15 protein-coding genes are annotated in these 21,531 nt (G+C 48.8%); 14 read left to right on the top strand and 1 reads right to left on the bottom strand.

Going from position 1 to position 21,531, the window contains the following annotated elements:
* The first annotated feature begins 5 nt into the window (after positions 1-5).
* The 14 genes from BMZ56_RS09160 (at position 6) to guaB (ending at position 20,301) form a co-directional block, all read left to right on the top strand.
* Positions 6-1,697, top strand: a complete 1,692-nt coding sequence (locus BMZ56_RS09160; protein WP_090626295.1) for a RagB/SusD family nutrient uptake outer membrane protein — start codon at positions 6-8, stop codon at positions 1,695-1,697.
* 35 nt (positions 1,698-1,732) lie between these two features.
* On the top strand, positions 1,733-3,376 hold the full coding sequence (locus tag BMZ56_RS09155) for an FAD-dependent oxidoreductase (protein WP_090626632.1): 1,644 nt from the start codon (positions 1,733-1,735) through the stop codon (positions 3,374-3,376).
* A gap of 172 nt (positions 3,377-3,548) precedes the next feature.
* Positions 3,549-5,162 (top strand): alanine/glycine:cation symporter family protein, encoded by a 1,614-nt coding sequence (locus BMZ56_RS09150; RefSeq protein WP_090626294.1) that lies wholly within the window; start codon positions 3,549-3,551, stop codon positions 5,160-5,162.
* Between the two features lie 228 nt (positions 5,163-5,390).
* Positions 5,391-6,221, top strand: coding sequence for a pyrroline-5-carboxylate reductase (gene proC / locus BMZ56_RS09145; protein ID WP_090626293.1), 831 nt, complete (start codon positions 5,391-5,393; stop codon positions 6,219-6,221).
* Complete coding sequence (proB, locus tag BMZ56_RS09140; RefSeq protein WP_090626292.1) at positions 6,214-7,011, top strand: glutamate 5-kinase; 798 nt, start codon at positions 6,214-6,216, stop codon at positions 7,009-7,011. Before proC ends, proB begins: the two co-directional genes overlap by 8 nt.
* A 24-nt stretch (positions 7,012-7,035) precedes the next feature.
* The gene (locus tag BMZ56_RS09135; protein WP_143072889.1) at positions 7,036-7,326 is read left to right on the top strand and encodes a DUF6965 family protein; all 291 of its coding nucleotides are present in this window, start codon (positions 7,036-7,038) and stop codon (positions 7,324-7,326) included.
* Between the two features lie 4 nt (positions 7,327-7,330).
* A complete protein-coding gene (locus BMZ56_RS09130) occupies positions 7,331-7,684 on the top strand; it encodes a nuclear transport factor 2 family protein (RefSeq protein WP_090626290.1) in 354 nt (117 codons plus the stop codon).
* A 130-nt stretch (positions 7,685-7,814) separates the two neighbouring features.
* The gene (locus BMZ56_RS09125; RefSeq protein WP_177195103.1) at positions 7,815-8,417 is read left to right on the top strand and encodes an RNA polymerase sigma factor; all 603 of its coding nucleotides are present in this window, start codon (positions 7,815-7,817) and stop codon (positions 8,415-8,417) included.
* A 72-nt stretch (positions 8,418-8,489) separates the two neighbouring features.
* Positions 8,490-9,626: a FecR family protein gene (locus tag BMZ56_RS09120; RefSeq protein ID WP_090626288.1), complete on the top strand. Its 1,137-nt coding sequence runs from the start codon at positions 8,490-8,492 to the stop codon at positions 9,624-9,626.
* A 279-nt stretch (positions 9,627-9,905) separates the two neighbouring features.
* Positions 9,906-13,244, top strand: a complete 3,339-nt coding sequence (locus tag BMZ56_RS09115) for a TonB-dependent receptor (protein ID WP_177195102.1) — start codon at positions 9,906-9,908, stop codon at positions 13,242-13,244.
* A gap of 23 nt (positions 13,245-13,267) precedes the next feature.
* A complete protein-coding gene (locus BMZ56_RS09110) occupies positions 13,268-15,010 on the top strand; it encodes a RagB/SusD family nutrient uptake outer membrane protein (protein WP_090626286.1) in 1,743 nt (580 codons plus the stop codon).
* 25 nt (positions 15,011-15,035) lie between these two features.
* Positions 15,036-16,664, top strand: coding sequence for a GxGYxYP domain-containing protein (locus BMZ56_RS09105; RefSeq protein ID WP_177195101.1), 1,629 nt, complete (start codon positions 15,036-15,038; stop codon positions 16,662-16,664).
* Entirely contained in the window at positions 16,657-18,645 is a 1,989-nt protein-coding gene (locus BMZ56_RS09100; protein WP_090626284.1) for a hypothetical protein, read from the top strand. The genes BMZ56_RS09105 and BMZ56_RS09100 overlap by 8 nt, the downstream gene beginning before the upstream one ends.
* Positions 18,646-18,825: 180 nt before the next feature.
* A complete protein-coding gene (gene guaB / locus BMZ56_RS09095; protein ID WP_090626283.1) occupies positions 18,826-20,301 on the top strand; it encodes an IMP dehydrogenase in 1,476 nt (491 codons plus the stop codon).
* A 73-nt stretch (positions 20,302-20,374) separates the two neighbouring features.
* Here the strand turns inward: guaB and BMZ56_RS09090 are convergent, their stop codons facing one another.
* Positions 20,375-21,271, bottom strand: a complete 897-nt coding sequence (locus BMZ56_RS09090; RefSeq protein WP_090626282.1) for a 1-aminocyclopropane-1-carboxylate deaminase/D-cysteine desulfhydrase — start codon at positions 21,269-21,271, stop codon at positions 20,375-20,377.
* Between the last annotated feature and the right edge of the window lie 260 nt (positions 21,272-21,531).

Genomic DNA, 21,531 nt, shown 5'->3' with positions numbered 1-21,531 from the left:
AGATCATGAAAAGACTTTTTATAGTTTTCCTTATAATTCCTTTTGTAGCATGCCAGGAAGCCGATATACTCCGGGAGAATCCTTCGGGTATCTATACGGCGGACAACATGTATGTTACCGAGGCTCACTTCCGGTCTGCGTTGAATATGTTGTATCAGAACTATCGCGACCTGTATTATGGTGGCGATGACAATTCGTTTGATTTGCAGTTAGCTACGGATTTGTCACACGCGGGCCAAGATGGCATTGTCCGATTCTTCAGCGATTACCCAGCGACACTCGATCCGACCGCCGCAAAAGTATTGTATCATTGGCGGGGCAATTACAAGATTATCGCCAATGCCAATACCATTATCGAGCGATTGCCGGTATCGGAAGTTCCCACCGAAAAACAACCACAGGTAGAAGGAGAGGCCCGCTTTTTCAGGGCATTGGCCTATCGTTACTTGGTGTATTTTTATGGAGGCGTCCCGTTGATATTGGAAGAGACGACTTCCGCAAAGAATGACTTTGTACGTAAATCGAAGGAAGAAGTCATCCGGCAGATGATCGAAGATCTGCAATTTGCTGCAGCAAACTTACCGAGCATCCCCAATTTACCGGAAGGCCAGGTATCCAAGGAAGCGGCAAACCATTTGTTGGCCGAATCGGCATTGGCGATCGGAGAAAACGAGTTAGCCATCGAGGCCAGCAGCCAGGTAATTGGCAATCCCGCCCTCGCACTGATGACCAGCCGGTTTGGGTCGCGCCGCGACCAGCCCGGTGATGTGTACTGGGATCTGTTCCAGCGGAACAACCAGAACCGGAGCAGCGGGAACACGGAAGGCATCTTTGTGATCCAATTTGAACCGGATGTTCCTGGAGGGGGGCAATCGACTACCGCGCGGAAAGGATATCAAATGGAGCGGTGGCATATGCCTAATGTACCGCTGGCCACCGATCCGGATGACCGGAATCTCATTGCAAGTGGTTTCCTCCCCACCTCCATCGTCGGTCGGGGCGCGGGGTGGCTCATGCCAACATTCCATTTTACCAATGAGATATGGTATGACGAAACGGATAATATCGACTACCGGGATATGCGTGTTTCGGAATACAACTTTCCCCGAGGTGTTTTGTACAATAACCCCGCAGGGCCGGCGAAATACCAAGGCGTCTATTTTGATATCGACACCGACGAAAACCAGTACATGCTGAGTACAAAGGGCATCTGGTCGCGCGGCGCTTATCCTTACCAGACGAAGGCAACCACCCCTGGAGACCATCCATCGAACCTGATTCTTAATCCGGCAACCATGCAGCTTCGCGACATCGGTGGTGTAACGTATGCGGATTGGTACGATATGCGGCTGGCGGAAACTTATTTATTGCGTGCAGAAGCTTATTTGGGGATAGGAAATACGGCATTAGCTGCGGAGGACATCAACACGGTAAGAAACCGTGCGGGCGCCGTATCGGTGGATGCTTCGGCTGTTGACCTGGATTTCATTCTGGATGAACGTCTCCGGGAACTGGGTATCGAGGAGAAAAGGCGACTGACCCTAAGCCGGACGGGCCGTATGTATTCGAATATCAGGAAATATAATCGCTATAATGCAGATGACATCCAGGAACACCACCAGATTTTCCCGATTCCGCAAAGTGAAATCGATGCTAACATCGGGGCAAAACTGGAACAGAATCCGGGATACAACTAATAAGAATGGATTGTCGTATGAATAAAAAAAGCAAAATGATAAGTAAATTAACGTGGATTGTGCTGTTTTCTTTCAGCTGCCTGTCATGCAGCACGTCTAGCCAGCCGGACCTTGAGGCCGATATTGTTATCTACGGAGGCACCGCGTCGGCAGTTATCGCGGCGGTACAGGCAAAGCAATCGGGCAAATCGGTCATCGTGGTATCACCCGACAAACACTTGGGAGGTTTATCTTCCGGAGGACTGGGGTTCACCGACACGGGGGACAAATCGACCATCGGCGGGTTGGCCCGAGATTTTTATCACCGGGTATACCTGCATTACGAAGACAGCGCGGCCTGGCGCTGGCAGCAGCATTCGGAATATGGAAATAAGGGGCAGGGCACACCGGCCATGGACGGCGATGCACGCACCATGTGGATTTTCGAGCCGCATGTAGCCGAGCAGGTATTCGAAGACTACGTAAAGGAATTCGAAATCGACGTGCGCAGGGACGAATGGCTGGACCGCGACGCTGGAGTGAGGATGGAAAAAGGACAAATCGTTTCGATTACCACGTTGAGCGGGGTAACATACCGTGGGAAGATGTTTATCGACGCCACCTATGAAGGCGACCTGATGGCCGCAGCTGGAGTAAGCTACCACGTGGGACGAGAAGCAAACAGCGTTTACGGCGAAAAGTGGAACGGCATCCAGACCGGCGTACTGCACCATAAACATTGGTTCGCGTCAGACATCAGCCCCTACAAAATACCCGGCGACAGTACCAGCGGGTTGCTATATGGCATATCGGCCGAGCTCCCGGGTGCGTATGGCGAGGGTGATCATCGCCTGCAAGCCTATTGCTTCCGCATGTGCTTAAGTAACCACCCGGATAACCGGGTGGCTTTCCCGAAACCGGATGGGTACAATCCGGAAAACTACGAACTGTTGGCCCGGGTGTTTGCCTCGGGTTGGCGGGAAACCTTCGAGAAGTTCGATCCCATTCCCAACCGCAAGACCGACACGAACAATCACGGGCCCTTCAGTACGGATTTCATCGGCATGAACTACGACTATCCCGAGGCTCGCTACGAACGGCGCCGTGAAATCATCAAAGAACACGAAGATTATCAAAAAGGGTTGATGTATTTTCTTGCCAATGACCCAAGCGTACCGGCGGAGGTACGGGAGGAAATGGCGCAGTGGGGGTTGGCCAAAGATGAATTCACTGATAATGGCAACTGGCCGCACCAACTGTACATCCGGGAGGCCCGCCGCATGGTGGGAGCGTATGTGATGACCGAGCACGACACCTTTAGCGACCGTGAGATCATTGATCCCATCGGCATGGGCTCTTATACCCTCGATTCGCACAATGCACAGCGTTATGTGAAGCCGGATGGGTTTGTGCAAAACGAGGGAGATATCGGGGTTTCCACGAAAGGACCGTATCGGATCTCCTATGGATCGGTTATCCCGAAGAAAGAAGAATGTGAAAATCTATTGGTACCGGTATGTGTTTCCAGCTCGCACATTGCCTTTGGCAGCATCCGGATGGAACCCGTATTCATGATTCTTGGGCAGAGTGCTGCATTGGCAGCTTCATTGGCCATTGATCGTCAGTGTGCTGTGCAAGACGTCAAGTACAGTGAATTGGAGCAACAGCTGATTGCCCAGCAGCAAATTTTAGAAAAATAATTCGGAAGCCCGAGGAGACGGGGGTAAATCCGAAAGGTACTTTCAGTAATGCCTGCACAAATTGCCCGAAAACTGCTTTTTTCAAGTTTTCGGGCAATTTGTTTTTGTAACCGGGCAGTTCTTTTTATTTTGCGGCCTGAACTTTTTCTCGCTTTAAAAAATCCCAATTTTTATGTTTTTATTCAAAAAGACTACGTCTCTATTGTTATTATTTACATTTTCGTTAACAGCCTTGCTCGTACCCTTGCCGGCGTGGGCCGCCGGTATTGATAAACAGATTGATGAGTGGTTCACACCGATTGCAGACTGGTGGGAGCGGGTCGTCTTTTTTACCGTTCCGTTGGCTGAGGGTATTTCCATTCCAATGGTGCTGATTTTGTTGGTGTGTGGGGGTATTTTCTTTACGATTTATTTCAGACTAGTGAATATCCGGAAACTACCAGTAGCATTACGGGCGATACAGGGTAAATACGATGAGATCGAACAGCAACCATCGGCCGATGGAACTCCCGTCGCAGGCGAGTTGACGCATTTTCAAGCCTTGACGGCGGCACTCTCCGGTACCGTTGGCCTCGGCAACATAGCCGGAGTTTCCGTAGCAATTGCTATCGGTGGTCCGGGCGCTACTTTTTGGATGATTGTTTCCGGACTGCTCGGCATGACCACCAAATTTGTGGAGTGTACCCTCGGCGTGAAATACCGCGATGTGGGTGAAGATGGTCAGACCTACGGCGGACCGATGTATTACCTGACCAAGGGACTCCGGGAAATTGGCGTAGGCCGACTGGGAAAGGTGTTGGCTGTAATTTTTGCCATCATGTGTGTAGGAGCCTCCTTGGGTGGTGGAAACGCGCTTCAATCGAATCAGGCAATTGCTCAACTAACTTCAACCCTGGGTATCGAGGGGAGTTTCGTCAAGACCTCGTTTGGAGTCGGCTTGGCGCTATTGGTGGGCATCGTCATCATTGGCGGAATTAAGCGTATTGGCCGGATTACCGAAAAACTGGTGCCTTTTATGGGCATCGTCTATTTATTGGGAAGTTTAACGGTCGTAGCGGTGCATTACGCCTATATCGGCGAGGCATTCGGCCTCATTATTGGCCAGGCATTTTCTCCCACTGCGGGCTTGGGAGGTGTTGTAGGCGTTTTAATTACCGGTTTCCGCCGGGCGAGTTTCTCGAACGAAGCGGGAATCGGCTCCGCAGCCATTGCGCACTCCGCCGTAAAAACCCGCTATCCGGCAAGTGAAGGGTTAGTTGGTCTACTGGAACCCTTCGTTGATACGGTAGTTATTTGTACGCTGACCGCGCTAACGATCATTTTCTTTAATAGCCAAGGAGTCTTTACGTACGGTATTCAGGACCAGTGGGGGAATGTGTTGATCGGGGATGGGAAACAGGCAGTGGGAGGGGTTGAACTGACCAGCATGGCCTTTGAGAGTGTCATCCCTCACTTTTCGGTGGTGCTTACCGTTGCCGTTTTTCTATTTGCATTTTCGACCATGCTTTCGTGGTCTTATTACGGTATCCAGTCATGGAAATTTCTATTCGGCCGGTCAAGGTGGGCTGACCTGTCTTATAAGGTTTTGTTTTTACTATTTGTGGTTATCGGAGCGGCAGCGACCTTAGATTCTGTCATCAAGTTTTCGGACGCAATGATTCTAGCGATGACCTTTCCGAATATAATCGGTTTATTCCTGCTCGCCCCAAAGGTCAGGAAGGAACTTGCCCGCTACCTGAATGCGATCAGCGTAAACATAAAACAGCGGGCAAACGAAAAACCGTGACAGTTTTACAGTCAATGCGCGATTGGAATTTCATAACTGACACATTTACCGCAGCTGCTAAAAAAATGTCTTTGAAGAAAGATAGCAGTGCTTCGTCCGTTCGGAAGCCGGTAACACGACAGTTTTTTCCAAGACCTAACTAACAATCTGGCAAAAATTGGCATGCCTGCATGAAGGTTGTGTCAACTAAGGCAAACATTAATTTTTAATTGAATAAAGAAAGAAAACATGAACGTACTTGTAATTGGAGGAGGGAACATGGGAATGACGTATGCGGAGGCGATCGCCAAATCCAATTTTTTAACCTCCGGAAGTTTGATGATTTTTGACAAAAGTGAAGAAAAGCAAGCTGAATTGCGAGCCAGCAACCTTTTTGTGGTGCATGCACAATTGAACACTTGTTTGCCGGCGGCAGATGTGGTGCTGATCGCCGTCAAGCCCATACACGCTTCCGGGCTCATGGCAGAAATGAAGCCGATGGTGTCGGCCGGGCAATTGTTTGTATCCATCATGGCGGGGGTAACCATTGATACGATTAAACAGGGGCTTGGTATCGGGAAAGTCGTGCGCGCCATGCCCAACCTGCCGGCGCTGGTGGGATTGGGGATGACGTCTTTTACCGCTTCGGAACAAGTGTCCCGGTTGGAACTTGCGGCCGTTGAACGGCTGTTGGATACCACCGGACGTTCAATTAACTTATCGTCCGAATCAGAAATCGATGCATCCACCGGGATATCAGGAAGCGGACCTGCATATATCTTTTATTTTATGCAGGCGTTGATGGACGCAGCACTGAAAATGGGCTTCCACGAAGAGAATGCGCGGCTATTGGTTGGACAGACCTTTGCGGGAGCGGTTGAACTGTTTAATTCGTCAGACCTAAGTCCTGAAGCTTGGATGGCCAAGGTTGCTTCCAAGGGAGGAACCACCCGTGCGGCGTTGGATTCGATGGACGATAACAATGTCAATGCCCTGATCCAGGAGGCCGCGTATGCTGCTTTCCGCCGTGCGGAAGAATTGGGTAAGCAAACCGGCGGAAAGGAGGCTGTTCATGCCTGATCAACCCCGCCTAGCCAAACCTATCCGGCGCGTCGTCGTCAAAGTAGGCACCCATGTAATCACCAATAAAGATAACCGCATCGTCGGTAAAATTCTAGCGAAGTTGGTCGAGCAGATCGCTTACCTTTACGAACACGGGATATGCTCAGTGTTGGTGTCATCCGGTTCGGTCATCGCCGGTAAGGAAGTCATGAGCCGGGGATTGAAAGCGACGGATAAGATTACCCGTCGCCAGATTTTCTCCGCTATTGGTCAGCCACGCATGATGCGGCATTACTACAACCTTTTTCAGGATCACGGCATGCGTTGTGCACAGGTGTTAGCAACAAAACGCGATTTCGATCTAGGTAAGCACCGCGAAAACATGGTCAATTGCTACGAAGGCTTATTGGCCGAAGGGGTCATTCCCATCGCCAACGAGGATGACGCAGTGTCGTTATCCATGTCGACGTTTACCGATAACGATGAACTCGCCAGTTTGGTGGCCGAATTGGTCAAAGCCGACATGTTGATTTTGCTCACTGATACAGATGGGTTGTTTAATGGGCATCCGGAAGATCCTAATAGTCAGCTGATTCCATATCTTAGTGTAGATGATCCCGTGGAGCAGTACATCCAGAAAACCACCAAAGGGGAAGCCGAAGGCCGCGGTGGTATGGAATCCAAGCTGCGCGTGGCGAAACAGACGGCGAAGCTCAATATCCCAACTTTCATTGCCAATGGCAAAAAAGATAACATCATTACCGATATCGTCTATGGCAAACCGGAAGGCACCAAGATTACACGTTAACCAAACAAAATAAACGATTAAATCATGGGGTGGCGACGACAATCCGGTAATGTATTCGAAATACCCTGCCTAATTTTCTATTTTTGCACCATGACCATTCAGGAACTCGAAGACTTTTTCAGAACCCATCCAGTGCCAACGAACACCCAGTTGAATGCAGCAGCGACCATCGGCAATCCCCAGAAATTTCTGGAGGTAAACCTCGCGGTTGTCCGAGAATGGGACCGGGATCTGGATAAATGCCCCAGCTATTGGCATCTTTGTGAACTCGCTAACGTCATTTCTGGTGAGACCGGCCCAACAGATAACGAATAACACAATGACACCGAAAAAAGTACTGGAAAAATGGATCGACGCGTTTAATCGCGCCGATGTGGATGCGATCACCGAACTGTATGCTTCCCATGCGGTCAACCACCAGGTGGCCAATGCCCCGGTAATCGGAAAGGAAGCAATTCAAAACATGTTCGCTCGTGAATTTGCCGTTGCCGAAATGATTTGTATTCCTGAAAACATCTTTCAGGACGGGGAATGGGCCATTCTGGAATGGAAGGACCCCTTGGGCCTTCGCGGCTGCGGTTTTTTTCAGGTGCAGGACGGTAAAATCGTTTTCCAGCGAGGTTATTGGGATAAACTGTCGTTCCTGAAGCTCCACAATCTACCCATCGAGTAAGCTTCGGAGGCCTACTTTTTTTCCGGCTTTCAGCTTGCCGATGGATTTCTCGACCGCCAAGCAGCGTCTCCGACCGGTATTCACCCGCTAGTAGGTTCGGTAAAAAATGCTTAATTTCCCGCCCGCTAATATGACAGATTACGCTCAATATGACGACACCCAGCTCGTAGAGTTGCTGCAAAAGCGGGATACGTTAGCTTATACCGAAATTTATACACGGTTTTGGCCCACGTTGTTCCGACATGCGTTACGCATGCTGCGCGACGAAGATGACGCCACGGATGTGGTGCAAGACATTTTTGTCGTACTGTGGGAAAAGGCGGCTGCGCTCAACCTATCGGGGTCACTTGCAGGTTACCTCTACCGTGCAACACGCAACCGAGTAATTGATCGGATTGCCCGTCATAAGCTGGAACAGCAGTACCTGAATTCTTTAGAAGATTACCTCAAGCAAGGTGCACCGCTCGCCGACGAAGCATTGATCGCCTCCGAGCTCGCGCAACGGATCGAAATGGAGGTTGCCAAGTTGCCAAAGAAGATGCAACGCATCTTTTCAATGCGGCAGGAGGCGCAGCATTCTTATCGGGAAATCGCCGAATCCATAGGTACCACCGAAGGCAACGTTAAGAAACAGCTTTACAATGCGATGAAGCTCATGAAGTCAAAATTCCATGTTTTATTTCTTATGGGGCTTTGGTATGTACTGATTTTTTTGTACCGCCATTTTTTTTGAAGAAAAAACCCAAAATTTTTCTTCCACTTTTGGCAGACTCGACCGTCATTAACTAAAATAGTGAAACAGTAAATGGAAGAAAGACGGGCGAAGGAACTTCTTGAACGTTATCGGCAGGGAAGGTGTAGCGATGTCGAACGTCGACAGGTTGAAAGTTGGTACCTGCATATGGCGGAAGTAATGGAGGATGCTGAGCTTGCAGCGTCTGATTATGTACGTGTTGACAAGAACCTGCGGAACAGGTTGCCCATAATCGGAGATAAGCGCGTAAAGAAATTCCGTCGCTTCCTTCCGTATGCCGCGGCCCTGACGATCGCCTGCCTTGCTGGTTGGTGGATATTCGGTGAACGGTGGTGGGTAGACAGCAGTCCCATGGTTGTTTCCGTTGAGGATATCCCTCCGGGTGGCAACCGTGCTTCCCTTACCCTCGCCGACGGGCGCACCCTCCAACTGAGCGAAGCACAGTCGGGGATCGTCATTGGCAGCAATGGCGTTTCGTATGGTAATGGAAGTACCTTGGTTGATGATAGATCCCTGACCACCCAAGCTCAAACCCTCACGGTCCCCAGGGGAGGAACTTACCAAGTGACGCTGCCAGACGGTTCCAAAGTTTGGCTCAACTCGGCATCTACGTTAACATATCCCGGCCGTTTTGGCGACGATGCGCGCCTTGTTGAGCTCGAAGGGGAAGCCTATTTTTCGGTATCAAAGATCCGTGAAAAGGAAAACGGGCAAAACATACCATTTAAGGTTTTGTCCGCAGGTCAGATTGTTGAGGTGCTAGGCACGGAGTTCAATATTTTATCATACCCAGACGAGCCCCTGGTCAAAACAACATTGGTAGAAGGCTGCGTCCGCGTAGCCGCCACATCTGGTAAACACCCGTCGCTGGTGCTCGCGCCGGGAGAGCAGTCGAGTATATCTGCAGACGGGGTAGTAAATAAAGCTAACGTAAGCCTCAAAAAAGAAGTAGCATGGAAATCGGGGGTGTTTTATTTTGATGAGACCAGCTTTGCCGAGCTAATGCGGCAGGTTAGCCGATGGTACAATGTTGATATCCGCTATGCGGGTGACGTGCCGCAGGCGTCGTTCAGCGGGGTTATGAATCGTCAAGTATCGCTCAAAACCCTGCTCGAGTTCCTGAATGAATCTACGGCACAGTTTACATTAACGGGCCGGACATTGACCATCCAATCCGATACCTTTTAAATGCATATTTCGCTAACCATTTTTAGACCCTTAACTATGAATAGAAAACCAACATAATACAGCGCAAAAAAACAACAGGGAAGTGTTGGAGCCACCACCCTGTTTAGTTTGGATAAGCCAATTTTTAAACCGGAGTTAACAGTTTATTATAAACCTACCCGAACACAAACTTAAGAAAATTCTTTGGTTTGTGGGCGCGGTATCTAAAAAGAAGTAATGCTAGTCACACCTCTTTCGCGTACCAAAGCTAACGAACAGATAAGCCTTTTATTCTTGGTTATGAAAATAACTACAGCTTTGTTACTCCTCGGAGCATTGCATGTCAGTGCCCGTTCTTTGTCGCAGACCATCACGCTGGATGCCAAGGACAAACCCATTAAACAAATCTTTGAAGCAATTTATGAACAGACCCAATTCGGAGTCATTTACAACGACCAGAAAATCAATCCCAATCAAAAGGTCACGGTCGTTGCAAATGACATGCCTTTGGAAGCATTTTTGGATGAATTGTTGGGACCGCGTGACCTTTTTTATCGGATCAAAGAGCAAACAATTTTTGTGCGGACAAAATCAAGCGATCGGAAAGCCTATGAGCCATCGGTCTCGGTAGCTAGGTTGCAGCGCACCGTGGGCGGCCTTGTCACAGATGAACAGGGGAATCCATTGGAAGGTGTAACCGTAACCCTCGCGGGAACCTCGTCGGCCGTCACCACCGATAGTGGAGGAAAATATCACTTAATACTTCCTGACAATGGAAATATATTGGTGTTTACTATCGTGGGGTTTGAGCGTATTGAGGTAGCGATCGGATCAGAGTCGACAATCAATGTCGTCTTGAAGGCGTCTGTAAGTGATCTGGATGAAGTGGTCGTTGTGGGGTATGGCCTACAGAAAAGAGCCAATGTTACCGGATCAGTTGCAACGGTGAAGGGAGAAGTGCTAAAACGTAATCCGGCGGCAAGTACATTGAACACACTTGCAGGGCGTTTACCCGGGCTTGTCATTAAGCAAACCAGTGGTCAGCCGGGATTTGATGCCTCCCGGTTTAATATCAGGAATTTCGGAGCGGCTTTGGTTATTGTGGATGGGGTCGAGCAATCATTTAATAACATTAATCCAGAGGAGATTGAGTCCATCTCGGTTTTAAAAGATGCATCGGCAGCAATATACGGAGCACGCGCGGGCAATGGGGTTATATTGGTAACCACCAAAAGAGGCACCAGTGGTACACCTACCATCTCCGTAAATTCAGTAGTTACAGGCCAGTCTTTTACAAATTTTCCGGAACCGGTTAATGCATGGCGGTATGCGACGTTGTACCGAGAGGCACAGATAAATGCCGGCATCCCCGATCCGCAATTTAAGTTTAGCGAAGCGGATATTGAAAAGTACCGCGCTGGAACCGATCCCCAATATCCCAATACGGATTGGATGGGTATCATTATGAAAAAGCTTGCTTTACAGCAACAACATAATCTATCAATCTCGGGAGGCACCGACAAGACCAAATACTACACTTTTTTAAATTACTTGGATCAGGATGGGATGTTTAAGGGGGGAAACACCGGTTACTCGCGGTATAATGTGCGCTCGAATCTGGATATCGCTGTCACTTCAGCTATCACCGTTTCATTGGACCTTTCAGGTATCAAGGAAATCGTCAACCAATCCTCCCGGCCCGCATCCGAGGAGTGGTTTTGGATGGATTTTTTCGACAGCAGACCCACAGCTCCAGCCTCTTATCCCGATCCAACTAAAGTGCCAAACATTTCGCCCGGTCCATACAATGCCATTATTAATACGCACGAAGATATCGGGGGATATGCAAAAGGAGTAAAAAGCTATTATAATGGGGCATTGACGGTCAATTACAATCTAAAGCAGATTGAAGGACTGGATTTTAGGCTGAAGGTCAACTACTACAACCAAACCATCGAGCAAAAAAATTGGCGAAAGCAAGCACAGATATGGAATTACGATTACGGTGCCAACGCCTATAGCTTGCATGGTACCTCCGAGCCCACACAGCTTACCCAGGCTTATGATGACAATCAGATTATAACCGGACAACTATCTGCTAATTACCAACGTACTTTCAATGAGCAGCATGCTGTAAATGGCCTATTGTTGTTTGAGGCCATCGATTATGGCGGGAAGAATTTTTCCGCTTTCCGTCAGTACTATATCTCAACGGCCATCGATCAGCTTTTTGCCGGAGGAACATTGGATCAGCGATCCAATGGATCGGCCAGCCAATCGGGTCGTAAAAGTCTCGTCGGTCGTATAAATTATGGTTTTCAAAATAAATATCTGGCCGAAGCAACCGTTAGGTATGACGGCTCTCCAAATTTTCCGGCTGATAAACGTTGGGGATTGTTTCCCAGTGTGTCCCTGGGCTGGAGGATGTCCGAAGAAGCATTTATAAAAGACCACGTTTCGTGGATCGATCACCTTAAATTGCGCGGCGGCATCAGTCAGACGGGCTACGACAATGTCTCTGCCTACCAATACCTGACCGGCTTCCGCTTTTCTGGCATCTATGTCGTGGATGGAGATGAAGTTCCTGCGCTCGTAACCACAGGTCTGCCCAATCCGAACATCACCTGGGAAACGATGACTTTGTCGAATTTAGGCTTGGAACTTTCGGTGCTAGGTGGTAAAATCTATACCGAAGCAGACTTCTTCAAACGATTGAGAGAAGATATGCTGGGAAGCCGGGTAGCCTCATTGCCCAACACATTTGGCGCCAGCCTTCCCAGTGAGAATATAAACAGCCAGGTTACCAAAGGTTTTGAGATTCAATTGGGATCCAGAGGCACGAGCGGCGATTTCAGGTACGATGTCAGTGTCAACATGTCGCTTTCCAAGTCGTGGTGGAACCATTTTGACGAGGTAACCTACAGCGACCCCGATGAGATCCGTATCATGAAAAAGACCGGTCAACGTACCGATATTGGCTTCGGCTATAAAAGTGACGGCCTGTTTACCACACAAACAGAAATTGATGATCTACCTTATGATATAGATGGGCAGGCGAATGGTACTTTGAGACCTGGAGATATCAAAATTGTCGACCTTAATAACGATGGGAAAATCGACTGGCGGGATCAAATGGTCATTAACAACGGAGGCACACCGCATATTATGTATGGACTTAATATGGATTTTCAGTACAAGAATTTTGATTTCAGTCTACTGTTTCAAGGAGCGGCTAATTACACGGTTATGCTTCAGGCCGGCAACATCAATATAGATTCGGAAAGAAGCCCGATGATGGTAATTTGGAACGAGCGGTGGACACCGGAAAACAACGATGCAAATGCCATCATTCCACGTCAGAAATTAGGCCAATCCACCAATAACTGGAATTCAGATTTTTGGAACCGCGATGCATCTTATTTGAGGCTGAAAAACCTGTCATTCGGCTATACCTTTGATGCGAAAATGGTTCAGTCAATCGGGATAAAGGGCCTCCGAATCTACTTTGCCGGTGTGAATTTACTGACGCTGAATCCACTGGGCAAATACGGACTCGATCCAGAATCTCCGGATGCAACAAGAGGGTGGACATACCCCATCCAAAAGACGTATTCGCTGGGACTTAATCTAACCTTATAATTCACTGTAATCCAAAAGATATCATGAGAAAATATTTGTTAATAGTTGCCTTTGCTTTCGCTGCTTGCGGCGATCTACTAGACAAGGGGCCGCTGGATATTATTTCAGAAGACGCGGTGTATACCGATCCTGTTTTGGCGCAGGCATACGTAAACAACATATACAGCAAGCTGTCGTTTTTAAATCGGGAGGGCGACGGATTCGAAAACGTGGATCCGACCTCTGGCCTTGCCGATGAGGGGCGGCAGGGACGGAGCTGGCATGCGTTGTATTACCACTGGAAAGCCGGAATGCTCAATGAAAATGGCGGGTTGATGGAGCTCTGGGAATATGGAAACCTGCGCAATATCAATGATTTTCTTGAGAAAATCGAGGAGAAATCCAGTTTCCCGGACGATACGAAAGGTCCGATGGTCGCTCAAATGAAATTTGCACGGGCCCTTATCTACTTCTACATGGCAAAACGTTACGGAGGCATTCCGATTATCGATAAGCCCCAGCCCATCGATGCGCCAGAAGAGGAACTGTTTGTATCGAGAAACAAGGAAGTAGACGTTTACAATTTCATTATTAATGAACTGGACGCAATTGTAGACGACCTGCCGCCATCGGCCAAGGTCGGTTACCCGTCAAAATACGCCGCATTAGCGCTGAAAAGTCGGGCAGCATTGTACGCAGCTAGTATCGCGACCTGGGGGGAAGTCGCGCTGGATGGACTTGTCGGGATACCGGCCAGTGAGGCTGACCGCTTCTGGCAGTTATCGTATGACGCGTCGCAGGAAATTATCAACTCGGGTGTTTACAGCCTTTACAATGCATTGCCGAACGATAAAGCCGAGAATTTCAGAAAGCTTTTTGTGGATGAAAACAACAGCGAGGTTATCTTCTCTTGGCAGTTGACCGGAGAGAACGTTTCCAGCAATTATGATCTTTTCATGTCGCCGTTCCAGTTTTGCCCCGGATGGGGGGGAAGCAATACGTCGGTTTATCTGGAAATGGTTGATGAATTTGAAAACATTGACGGCTCTTCTGGAAAGCTGAACCGTGCATTGGCCACCCGTCAGCCGTGGGATCTACGGGAATTGTTTAAAGATAAAGACCCGCGTTTTCACGCTTCGGTTTATTACGAAGGTGTGGAGTGGAAGGGAGAATCCATTGAGAATTGGGGCGGAATTATTGCACCCGATGGAACCAAAATCACCAGTGGTTATTACGAAGGCAAGCCCGCCCAAGGGCGATCGTACAGTGCCGCGGGTTACGCAGGTGGTGCCATAACCGGTTTTAATGTGTTGAAATATCTTGATGAAACCTTGATTCCCGTAGATCAGAATAAGACGAAAATTGATTTCATCGTCTTTCGGCTGGGTGAAATTTTATTGAACAAAGCAGAGGCGGCACTTGAACTTGGTAAATCTAACGAAGCGCTGGAGGCGACCAACCTGCTGCGGGCCCGTGCAGGCATAAAGTTGTTGGACGAAATCAGCCGGGAGAAGGTGCGCCACGAGCGTAAAGTGGAATTGGCCTTTGAAGATCATCGTTGGTGGGATTTAAAGCGATGGCGGATAGCTGAACATGCTATAACCCGCACATTTACCGGAATTTACACGTTTTATGATGTCAACACAGGCAACTTTAAAATCGAATTTAATGACAATGTGCATGAGGGGGCACCATCCCGCTTTTTGGCAAAGCACTACTATTTTCCCATCACGCCACAGCGCATTGCAAATAATCCGAATCTGGCGCCGGACAACCCCGGCTATTGAAAAATGTTAACACATGTTTAATTCAATGTATTTATCAATATTGATCGCGGTGTTGTGCTTGTCGGGATGCAAGAAAACCAGCCCATCCGCTCCGGCTGATCTTCCCGAACCGGTGACGGTTCATCCGGGGACAATCTACCACATCGATATGGAAGGCAAGGATCTTTACGACCTCTTCATGGTGGTATCCTTACAAGGCAACGTGAATCGTGAAACGCCTTATCTATGGATTCTGAAAAACCCGATTGTCGAATATGACGGGCCGGGCGCCATGGTTGACCGTTCGTTTTGGCTTAACACGATCAACGACCGGGAAAAGGTGGCATTCGAGGACCCCTATCTGCTTGTCAGGGATTTCGCAAACCGCGGAATACGTGGGTGCGTGCTTTATGACGATGACTTGTTTGGAGACTACGTCAGTGGAGCAAGACATCCGCAACCCAATGATAACCTTGTCGCCAAATTGAACGTTACGGCCATGTTGTGTGCCCATTATGGAGCCATTGCATTAACCAAGGGGCAATACGAGACGTTAACGTCGGTGTACGGAGTTAAGCTACCCATCCTTGACAATACAACCACCGACAAATTCGATAGTTGGTTGGGATGCTATCGCTACGCTGCGGAGGTGGCCTATCCAGAGCCGGCCATAACCTCGATTGCCAATAACTCGCACTATTGTTTGGGAATGTTTGATTTCCTTGTCAAAAATAAGATGTTTATCATCAATATGAAGGGAGACGCCTCTTTGTTGGAGCAGAACTTTACGGATGAAATATTTGACAGGGTTCCAGGGCCTTCTCCGGTGTATGGCATTTGGAATGTCACCGGTGGAGCGCCGGGGGAAGATGCGTTCATGCGTTATCTAAACAGCAGGGGTAAATACTGCATTCCGAATTTCGAAGCTTTCAACATCAGCTATACCAGCGGTTTGCCGCCGTATGTTCCCGAAAAAAGTGAGACCGTACGGGGCTTGACTTTCGACCCTTCCAAAAAATACATCTGTTTTACAGAAACGGATGGCGACAATTATGAGTTTATCCAGCAAGTTTTCCCGATTAGGTTCGACACGCCGCAGCGAGGGGGTTTCCCGATAGCGTGGGAAATCGCCAGTACCTTATGTGAACTGGATCCGGTTGCCGCCAGGTGGTTCTATACCCAAATCGGTCAGAACAGCTATGTGAATCCGGTTACCGGCGCGGGTTATTATAAATACCCGCTTCCCGAGGCGTTCAACGAAGCGTATTTCCGAGTGACGGATGAATACATGGAGAAAGCCAAATACCGGACCATCCGGACGATGGAATACCATTTTGAATCGGGTCGGCCGCTTACGGATATCCCTCATGTGGAGGGAGTGTTTTGCGGATACGGGCATGCTGATCCGGCGCGGCCTGCCGTCGATGAAAACAGTAAGTCACACGAGCTGTATAACGACAAGCCTATCTTTATCAATTACAGCTACCAGGATATGGCGCAAATATCCGCTTACAACGGGCCGGCTCCTGCATTTTTCAGTGTCGCGTGTGTTTATACTCCTCCCAGCGACATCATCCAGACCATCCATTCGCTTTCATCGGATTGGATCGTCGTCTCGCCGGGTGAACTGGTAGATTTATACAAACAATATACCTCCATTCAACATCATGAATAAATTAATAGTGATTTTACTGAGCTGTCTTACGGCGTTTAACGCAACGGCTCAGCACCAGCATAAATTATCTCGTGCCGAATCCTTTTGGGGACTGCACTTTGACCGTCATTCGCAGTTAACCGATGACCACATCGGAGCTACGCTAACCGATGGTATGGTAGATTCCATGTTGTCGATGGCAAGACCAGATTACATACAGGTGGACTCGAAGGGGCATTCGGGCGTTTCCTCGTATCCGACACAGGTGGGACAACAGGCCGCCGGATACGACAAGGATCCACTTGCCTTGATCAGACGGGTTACCGAAAAGCACAACGTGTCCCTATTTGTTCATCACTCGGGTGCGCTAGATGCTAATTATGTAACCAATTTCCCGGAAGAAGCCCGATTTGGTCCGGACGGAACTCCTGACCCCATGCTTACCAGTTTTTTTGGCAATTATTCAGATTCTTTGCTGATTCCCCAACTCAAAGAGATCGCGTTAAACTACAATGTGGACGGCGCCTGGATCGATGGTGAGAGCTGGGGAATATATCCCGACTATCAGCCAGCAGCTCTGATGGAGTTTAGGAGTGAGATGGGAATCCGTACCGTTCCGACCGATCCAAAACATCCGGCCTATAAAGCGCTGCTGGAGTTTACCCGGACTCGTTTTAAGGATTATATCAAGCATTATACTGACGAAGTTCATCAGGTGGCACCTGATTTTCAGATTTGCTCGAACTGGGCATTCAGCGCCATGATGCCCGAACCCGTTCCAGCAGACCTCCAGTTGGATTTTCTTTCCGGCGATTATGATCCTGACAACGCATTGTACACCGCCAACTGGAACGCCCGATGCCTTGCTGGCCAAGGCAAACCCTTTGATTTAATGGCGTGGAGTTTCGTGCGTCCCAACACGCCGAAGACCGCCCTGCAGCTCTGTCAGGAAGCCGCATCGGTAATCAGTGTAGGAGGGGGATGCCAGATCTATTTCCGGCAAAACCAAGACCTGTCGTTCCAGCCGGAATCTTTTGAGATCATGAGGGATGTGGCCGACTTTATCCTACCCCGAAAGCCATTTTGCAAAGGCATTTCAATTGTGCCACAGGTCGGGGTGTTTTATTCCACAGCGGGCTGGAAAAGCCAGGTAGATGACGTGTACCGTCCTTTTGGAGTGGATGACATCAGAGGGGTGATGAATGCACTTTTAGATGGGCAGCAATCGGTGGAGATTCTCATGACCCACCAACTAATGGATCGGATAGACCGATATCCACTTATTGTGGTCCCCGAATGGCAGACTCTGGAAGCGGATGCGGTCGAGCAGTTGAAGAAATACGTTGATGAAGGCGGAAAGCTTTTGGTCATAGGAGCGACTTCTACTGGCTACTTTGACGATATTTTGGGGGTGCAGCAGCAAGCCCCAGCATCCTCAACTAGCCAATCGCTGGCATTTGAGGAGCGCTTTTTCCATTTGGAAGGGGCCTATCGTGAAGTGCAGAGCCTCCCCGGCACTGAGGTACTTTCCCACATGTATTCGACAAATGATCTGCGGTATCCAAAGGGGATTGCCACCACGGTAAGCAGTTTCGGTAAGGGGAAAATAGCGGGGATTTATGCTGCCTTGGGAAGTTCGTACCTGACTTCCACATCGCCAGTCATCCGCGATCTGCTTGAAGAAGTGATTACTCAGCTGAATCCGGCACTGCGGGTTCATGTCGAAGGTTCACATAAACTGAACGTTGTCGTCACCGAAAAAGAAGCGCGCTTATTGCTTCAGGTGGTCAATGTTTCCGGAGATCACGCGAACGCACAGGTAAAAGCGTTCGACGAAATTCCTGCCCTGCATGACCTGGCTTTTACCGTAGCGGCGTCCCAAAAACCCCGTGCAGTCTTGGTACAGCCGGAGGGAACTCCCCTTGATTTTGAATTCACGGATGGTAAAATCAACTTTGCGTTGCCTGAGTTAAAAATCCACCAAATCATAGAAATCAGATAAATCCTGAAATTCATAAAGTTGAGTTTCTCTATCAGACCCGTTATCTTTTCGATAACGGGTTTCTTTTGACCATGAGCCTTCCAAATTCCGGGGTAAGTCCAAAGAACTTTTTTTACTTGTAAAAGACACAAAAATTCAGTAATTTTGCCCGGCAAATAGTAATTCCAATACATATTTGCCATGCATTTAGATCCCGAAAAATTCGTAGCTGAGGGCCTCACTTACGACGATGTACTTTTAATACCCGCATATTCCGAAGTCTTACCACGTGATGTGGATACCAGTACCTATCTGACAAAGAATATCCGATTGAATATTCCGCTTATATCAGCAGCAATGGACACCGTAACAGGGGCTGACCTGGCGATAGCCATCGCACAGGCGGGAGGACTGGGGATGCTGCACAAAAATATGAGCATTGCCAATCAGGCCGCCGAAGTACGCAAAGTAAAACGGTCGGAAAGCGGCATGATACAGGATCCGGTGACGCTGGGTGAAGATGCCACCGTGGGCGATGCATTCCAGATTATGAAGGATCATAGGATAGGAGGGATTCCCATCATCAATCGCAGTAATAAGCTGGTGGGGATCGTGACCAACCGCGACCTTCGTTTCCAGAAAGACATGAAGCGGCCCATCACAGAAATGATGACGCGTGAAGGATTGGTCGTGGCGCCGATCGGAACGGATCTGATGAAAGCCGAGTCCATTTTACAGAATCATAAAATTGAGAAATTGCCGGTAGTGGATGATGATCATCTGCTCGTAGGGCTGATTACTTTTAAGGATATTCAGAAATACAAACATTTTCCCAATGCCGCCAAAGATAGTCACGGCAGACTGCTGGTAGGTGCCGCTGTGGGCGTGACCGCCGATACGATGGAACGGGTTGCGGCACTGGTGAAGGCGGGCGTCGATGTGGTAACCATTGATACCGCGCACGGGCACTCCAAGGGGGTCATAGAAAAACTGAAGGAAGTCAAATCCGCATTTCCCGATCTTCAGGTCATCGTAGGGAACATCGCAACAGGAGAAGCCGCCCTCGCCTTAGCAGACGCCGGCGCAGACGCCGTAAAAGTGGGCATAGGCCCCGGATCGATCTGTACCACCCGCATCATTGCGGGAGTCGGGGTACCGCAGCTATATGCCGTTTACGAGGTCGCGAAGGCGCTTCGCGGCAGTGGTGTACCGGTCATTGCCGATGGCGGCATTAAACAGACGGGAGACATTGCCAAAGCGATCGCTGCGGGCGCCGATACCGTTATGGCCGGCTCGCTGTTTGCGGGCGTGGAGGAAGCACCGGGCGAAACCATCATTTATGAAGGCCGTAAATTTAAGTCCTACCGGGGCATGGGGTCTGTTGAGGCCATGGAGAAAGGGTCAAAAGATCGCTATTTCCAGGATGTAGAAGACGATATCAAAAAGCTGGTGCCCGAAGGCATCGTGGGCCGCGTAGCTTATAAGGGAACATTGGCCGAGGTGGTGTATCAGTACGTGGGAGGTTTGCGGGCCAGTATGGGATATTGCGGTGCAGCGACGATCAACGCCTTACAGGGGGCACGGTTTGTAAAGATCACCGGCGCAGGTTTACGTGAAAGCCATCCTCACAACATTACGATAACGAAAGAGGCACCGAACTACCACAGCAGGCCGTAGGTAATATGCATTGTCTCCATGGCGGCAAGAAGCCATCTTTAGGATGATATAATTCGTAAATAACTTCTGCTGCTTACAGGTGCAAACTTTTTTCCATACCTAGTAAGCCGACAAGCCCACCGGTGTGGATAATAAGAATGTTGTCGCCGTTGGCAAAGTAGTTGTCTTTTGCGAGGTCAAAGACCGCATAACACAATTTGCCGGTATACACCGGCTCTATCAAGATGCCGGTTTGTGTGCAGAAGTATTTGATGAAGTCTGTGAGTTCTGGTTTGGTCTTCGCATATCCACCAAAGTGATAATCGGTGTGTAGTACACATGTGTTTGCCACCGAATCCGTACTTAACTCCGCAATACGATTTCGGATGAATGCTCCGCCTGTTAACACGGGGACTCCATGCAACTGTATGGCTGATTTTTTTGCTGCCAGCGCTTCAGCTATTCCTGCGAGGGTAGTGCCTGTACCGGCTGCGCAGAAGATGTGACTATAGGCGTGGGAAAGTTCATCCAGAATGTCGCCACATCCCTTGGCTCCTTCCCGTGAATAGCCCCCTTCATCAATGAAATAGGCTTGTTTATCGCTGCCGAAGTTTTGATGGAACAACGCCTGTTTATCTTTGTAGGCCGTGCGGTCCACAAACCGCAATTCCATTCCGAACAATTTGCACAGCGACAGGTTTGCGTTCGATACTTCTTCGCCACGGACAAACGCGGTCGTGTTGAAACCGAACTTGGCACCGGCACAGGCGGTAGCCAACAGGTGGTTAGACCAAGCACCACCAAAAGTGACAAGACGTGTCTTCTGTTGAGCAGCGGCTTCTTGCAGTATATATTTCAGTTTTCGCCACTTATTACCTGATATAAAGGGATGTATAAGATCGTCGCGCTTGATATGAAGGGTAAGCCTTTTGTCGCTGAATAGCGGGAAATTAAGAGCTTCAATAGGGCTATGGAAATCGAATGAAAACACGTCGCTTTTTTTGCAAATTTAAGTAAAATGTAGTATTTCGCTCCATTCGCCTTATTTGGTTAAAAGTTTAAACAAGTTCCACTAATTACGAGAGTTTCACCATGTAAAATGAGCCAGGTTCTCTATCATGCGAAAGTTTAGGACATTTGGCTTTTAATAAATTAAACCCGTTGTGCGGTTTGAGGAAGTTATAGTTTATGGCAGTTAAATTAACAAATAAGTTGTGCACTATACTGAAATTCAGTATATTAGAAAAGTTT

This window comes from Parapedobacter indicus (assembly GCF_900113765.1).
GTDB classification, from domain to species: Bacteria; Bacteroidota; Bacteroidia; order Sphingobacteriales; family Sphingobacteriaceae; genus Parapedobacter; species Parapedobacter indicus.
Note: the sequence above shows the minus strand (reverse complement) of the source record. Positions and strands in the feature narration are given on the sequence as shown.

Coding starts and splice junctions, on each gene's coding strand:
- BMZ56_RS09160 (WP_090626295.1), top strand. CDS start 6: ATGAAAAGACTTTTTATAGTTTTCCTTATAATTCCTTTTGTAGCATGC.
- BMZ56_RS09155 (WP_090626632.1), top strand. CDS start 1,733: ATGATAAGTAAATTAACGTGGATTGTGCTGTTTTCTTTCAGCTGCCTG.
- BMZ56_RS09150 (WP_090626294.1), top strand. CDS start 3,549: ATGTTTTTATTCAAAAAGACTACGTCTCTATTGTTATTATTTACATTT.
- proC (WP_090626293.1), top strand. CDS start 5,391: ATGAACGTACTTGTAATTGGAGGAGGGAACATGGGAATGACGTATGCG.
- proB (WP_090626292.1), top strand. CDS start 6,214: ATGCCTGATCAACCCCGCCTAGCCAAACCTATCCGGCGCGTCGTCGTC.
- BMZ56_RS09135 (WP_143072889.1), top strand. CDS start 7,036: ATGGGGTGGCGACGACAATCCGGTAATGTATTCGAAATACCCTGCCTA.
- BMZ56_RS09130 (WP_090626290.1), top strand. CDS start 7,331: ATGACACCGAAAAAAGTACTGGAAAAATGGATCGACGCGTTTAATCGC.
- BMZ56_RS09125 (WP_177195103.1), top strand. CDS start 7,815: ATGACAGATTACGCTCAATATGACGACACCCAGCTCGTAGAGTTGCTG.
- BMZ56_RS09120 (WP_090626288.1), top strand. CDS start 8,490: ATGGAAGAAAGACGGGCGAAGGAACTTCTTGAACGTTATCGGCAGGGA.
- BMZ56_RS09115 (WP_177195102.1), top strand. CDS start 9,906: ATGAAAATAACTACAGCTTTGTTACTCCTCGGAGCATTGCATGTCAGT.
- BMZ56_RS09110 (WP_090626286.1), top strand. CDS start 13,268: ATGAGAAAATATTTGTTAATAGTTGCCTTTGCTTTCGCTGCTTGCGGC.
- BMZ56_RS09105 (WP_177195101.1), top strand. CDS start 15,036: ATGTATTTATCAATATTGATCGCGGTGTTGTGCTTGTCGGGATGCAAG.
- BMZ56_RS09100 (WP_090626284.1), top strand. CDS start 16,657: ATGAATAAATTAATAGTGATTTTACTGAGCTGTCTTACGGCGTTTAAC.
- guaB (WP_090626283.1), top strand. CDS start 18,826: ATGCATTTAGATCCCGAAAAATTCGTAGCTGAGGGCCTCACTTACGAC.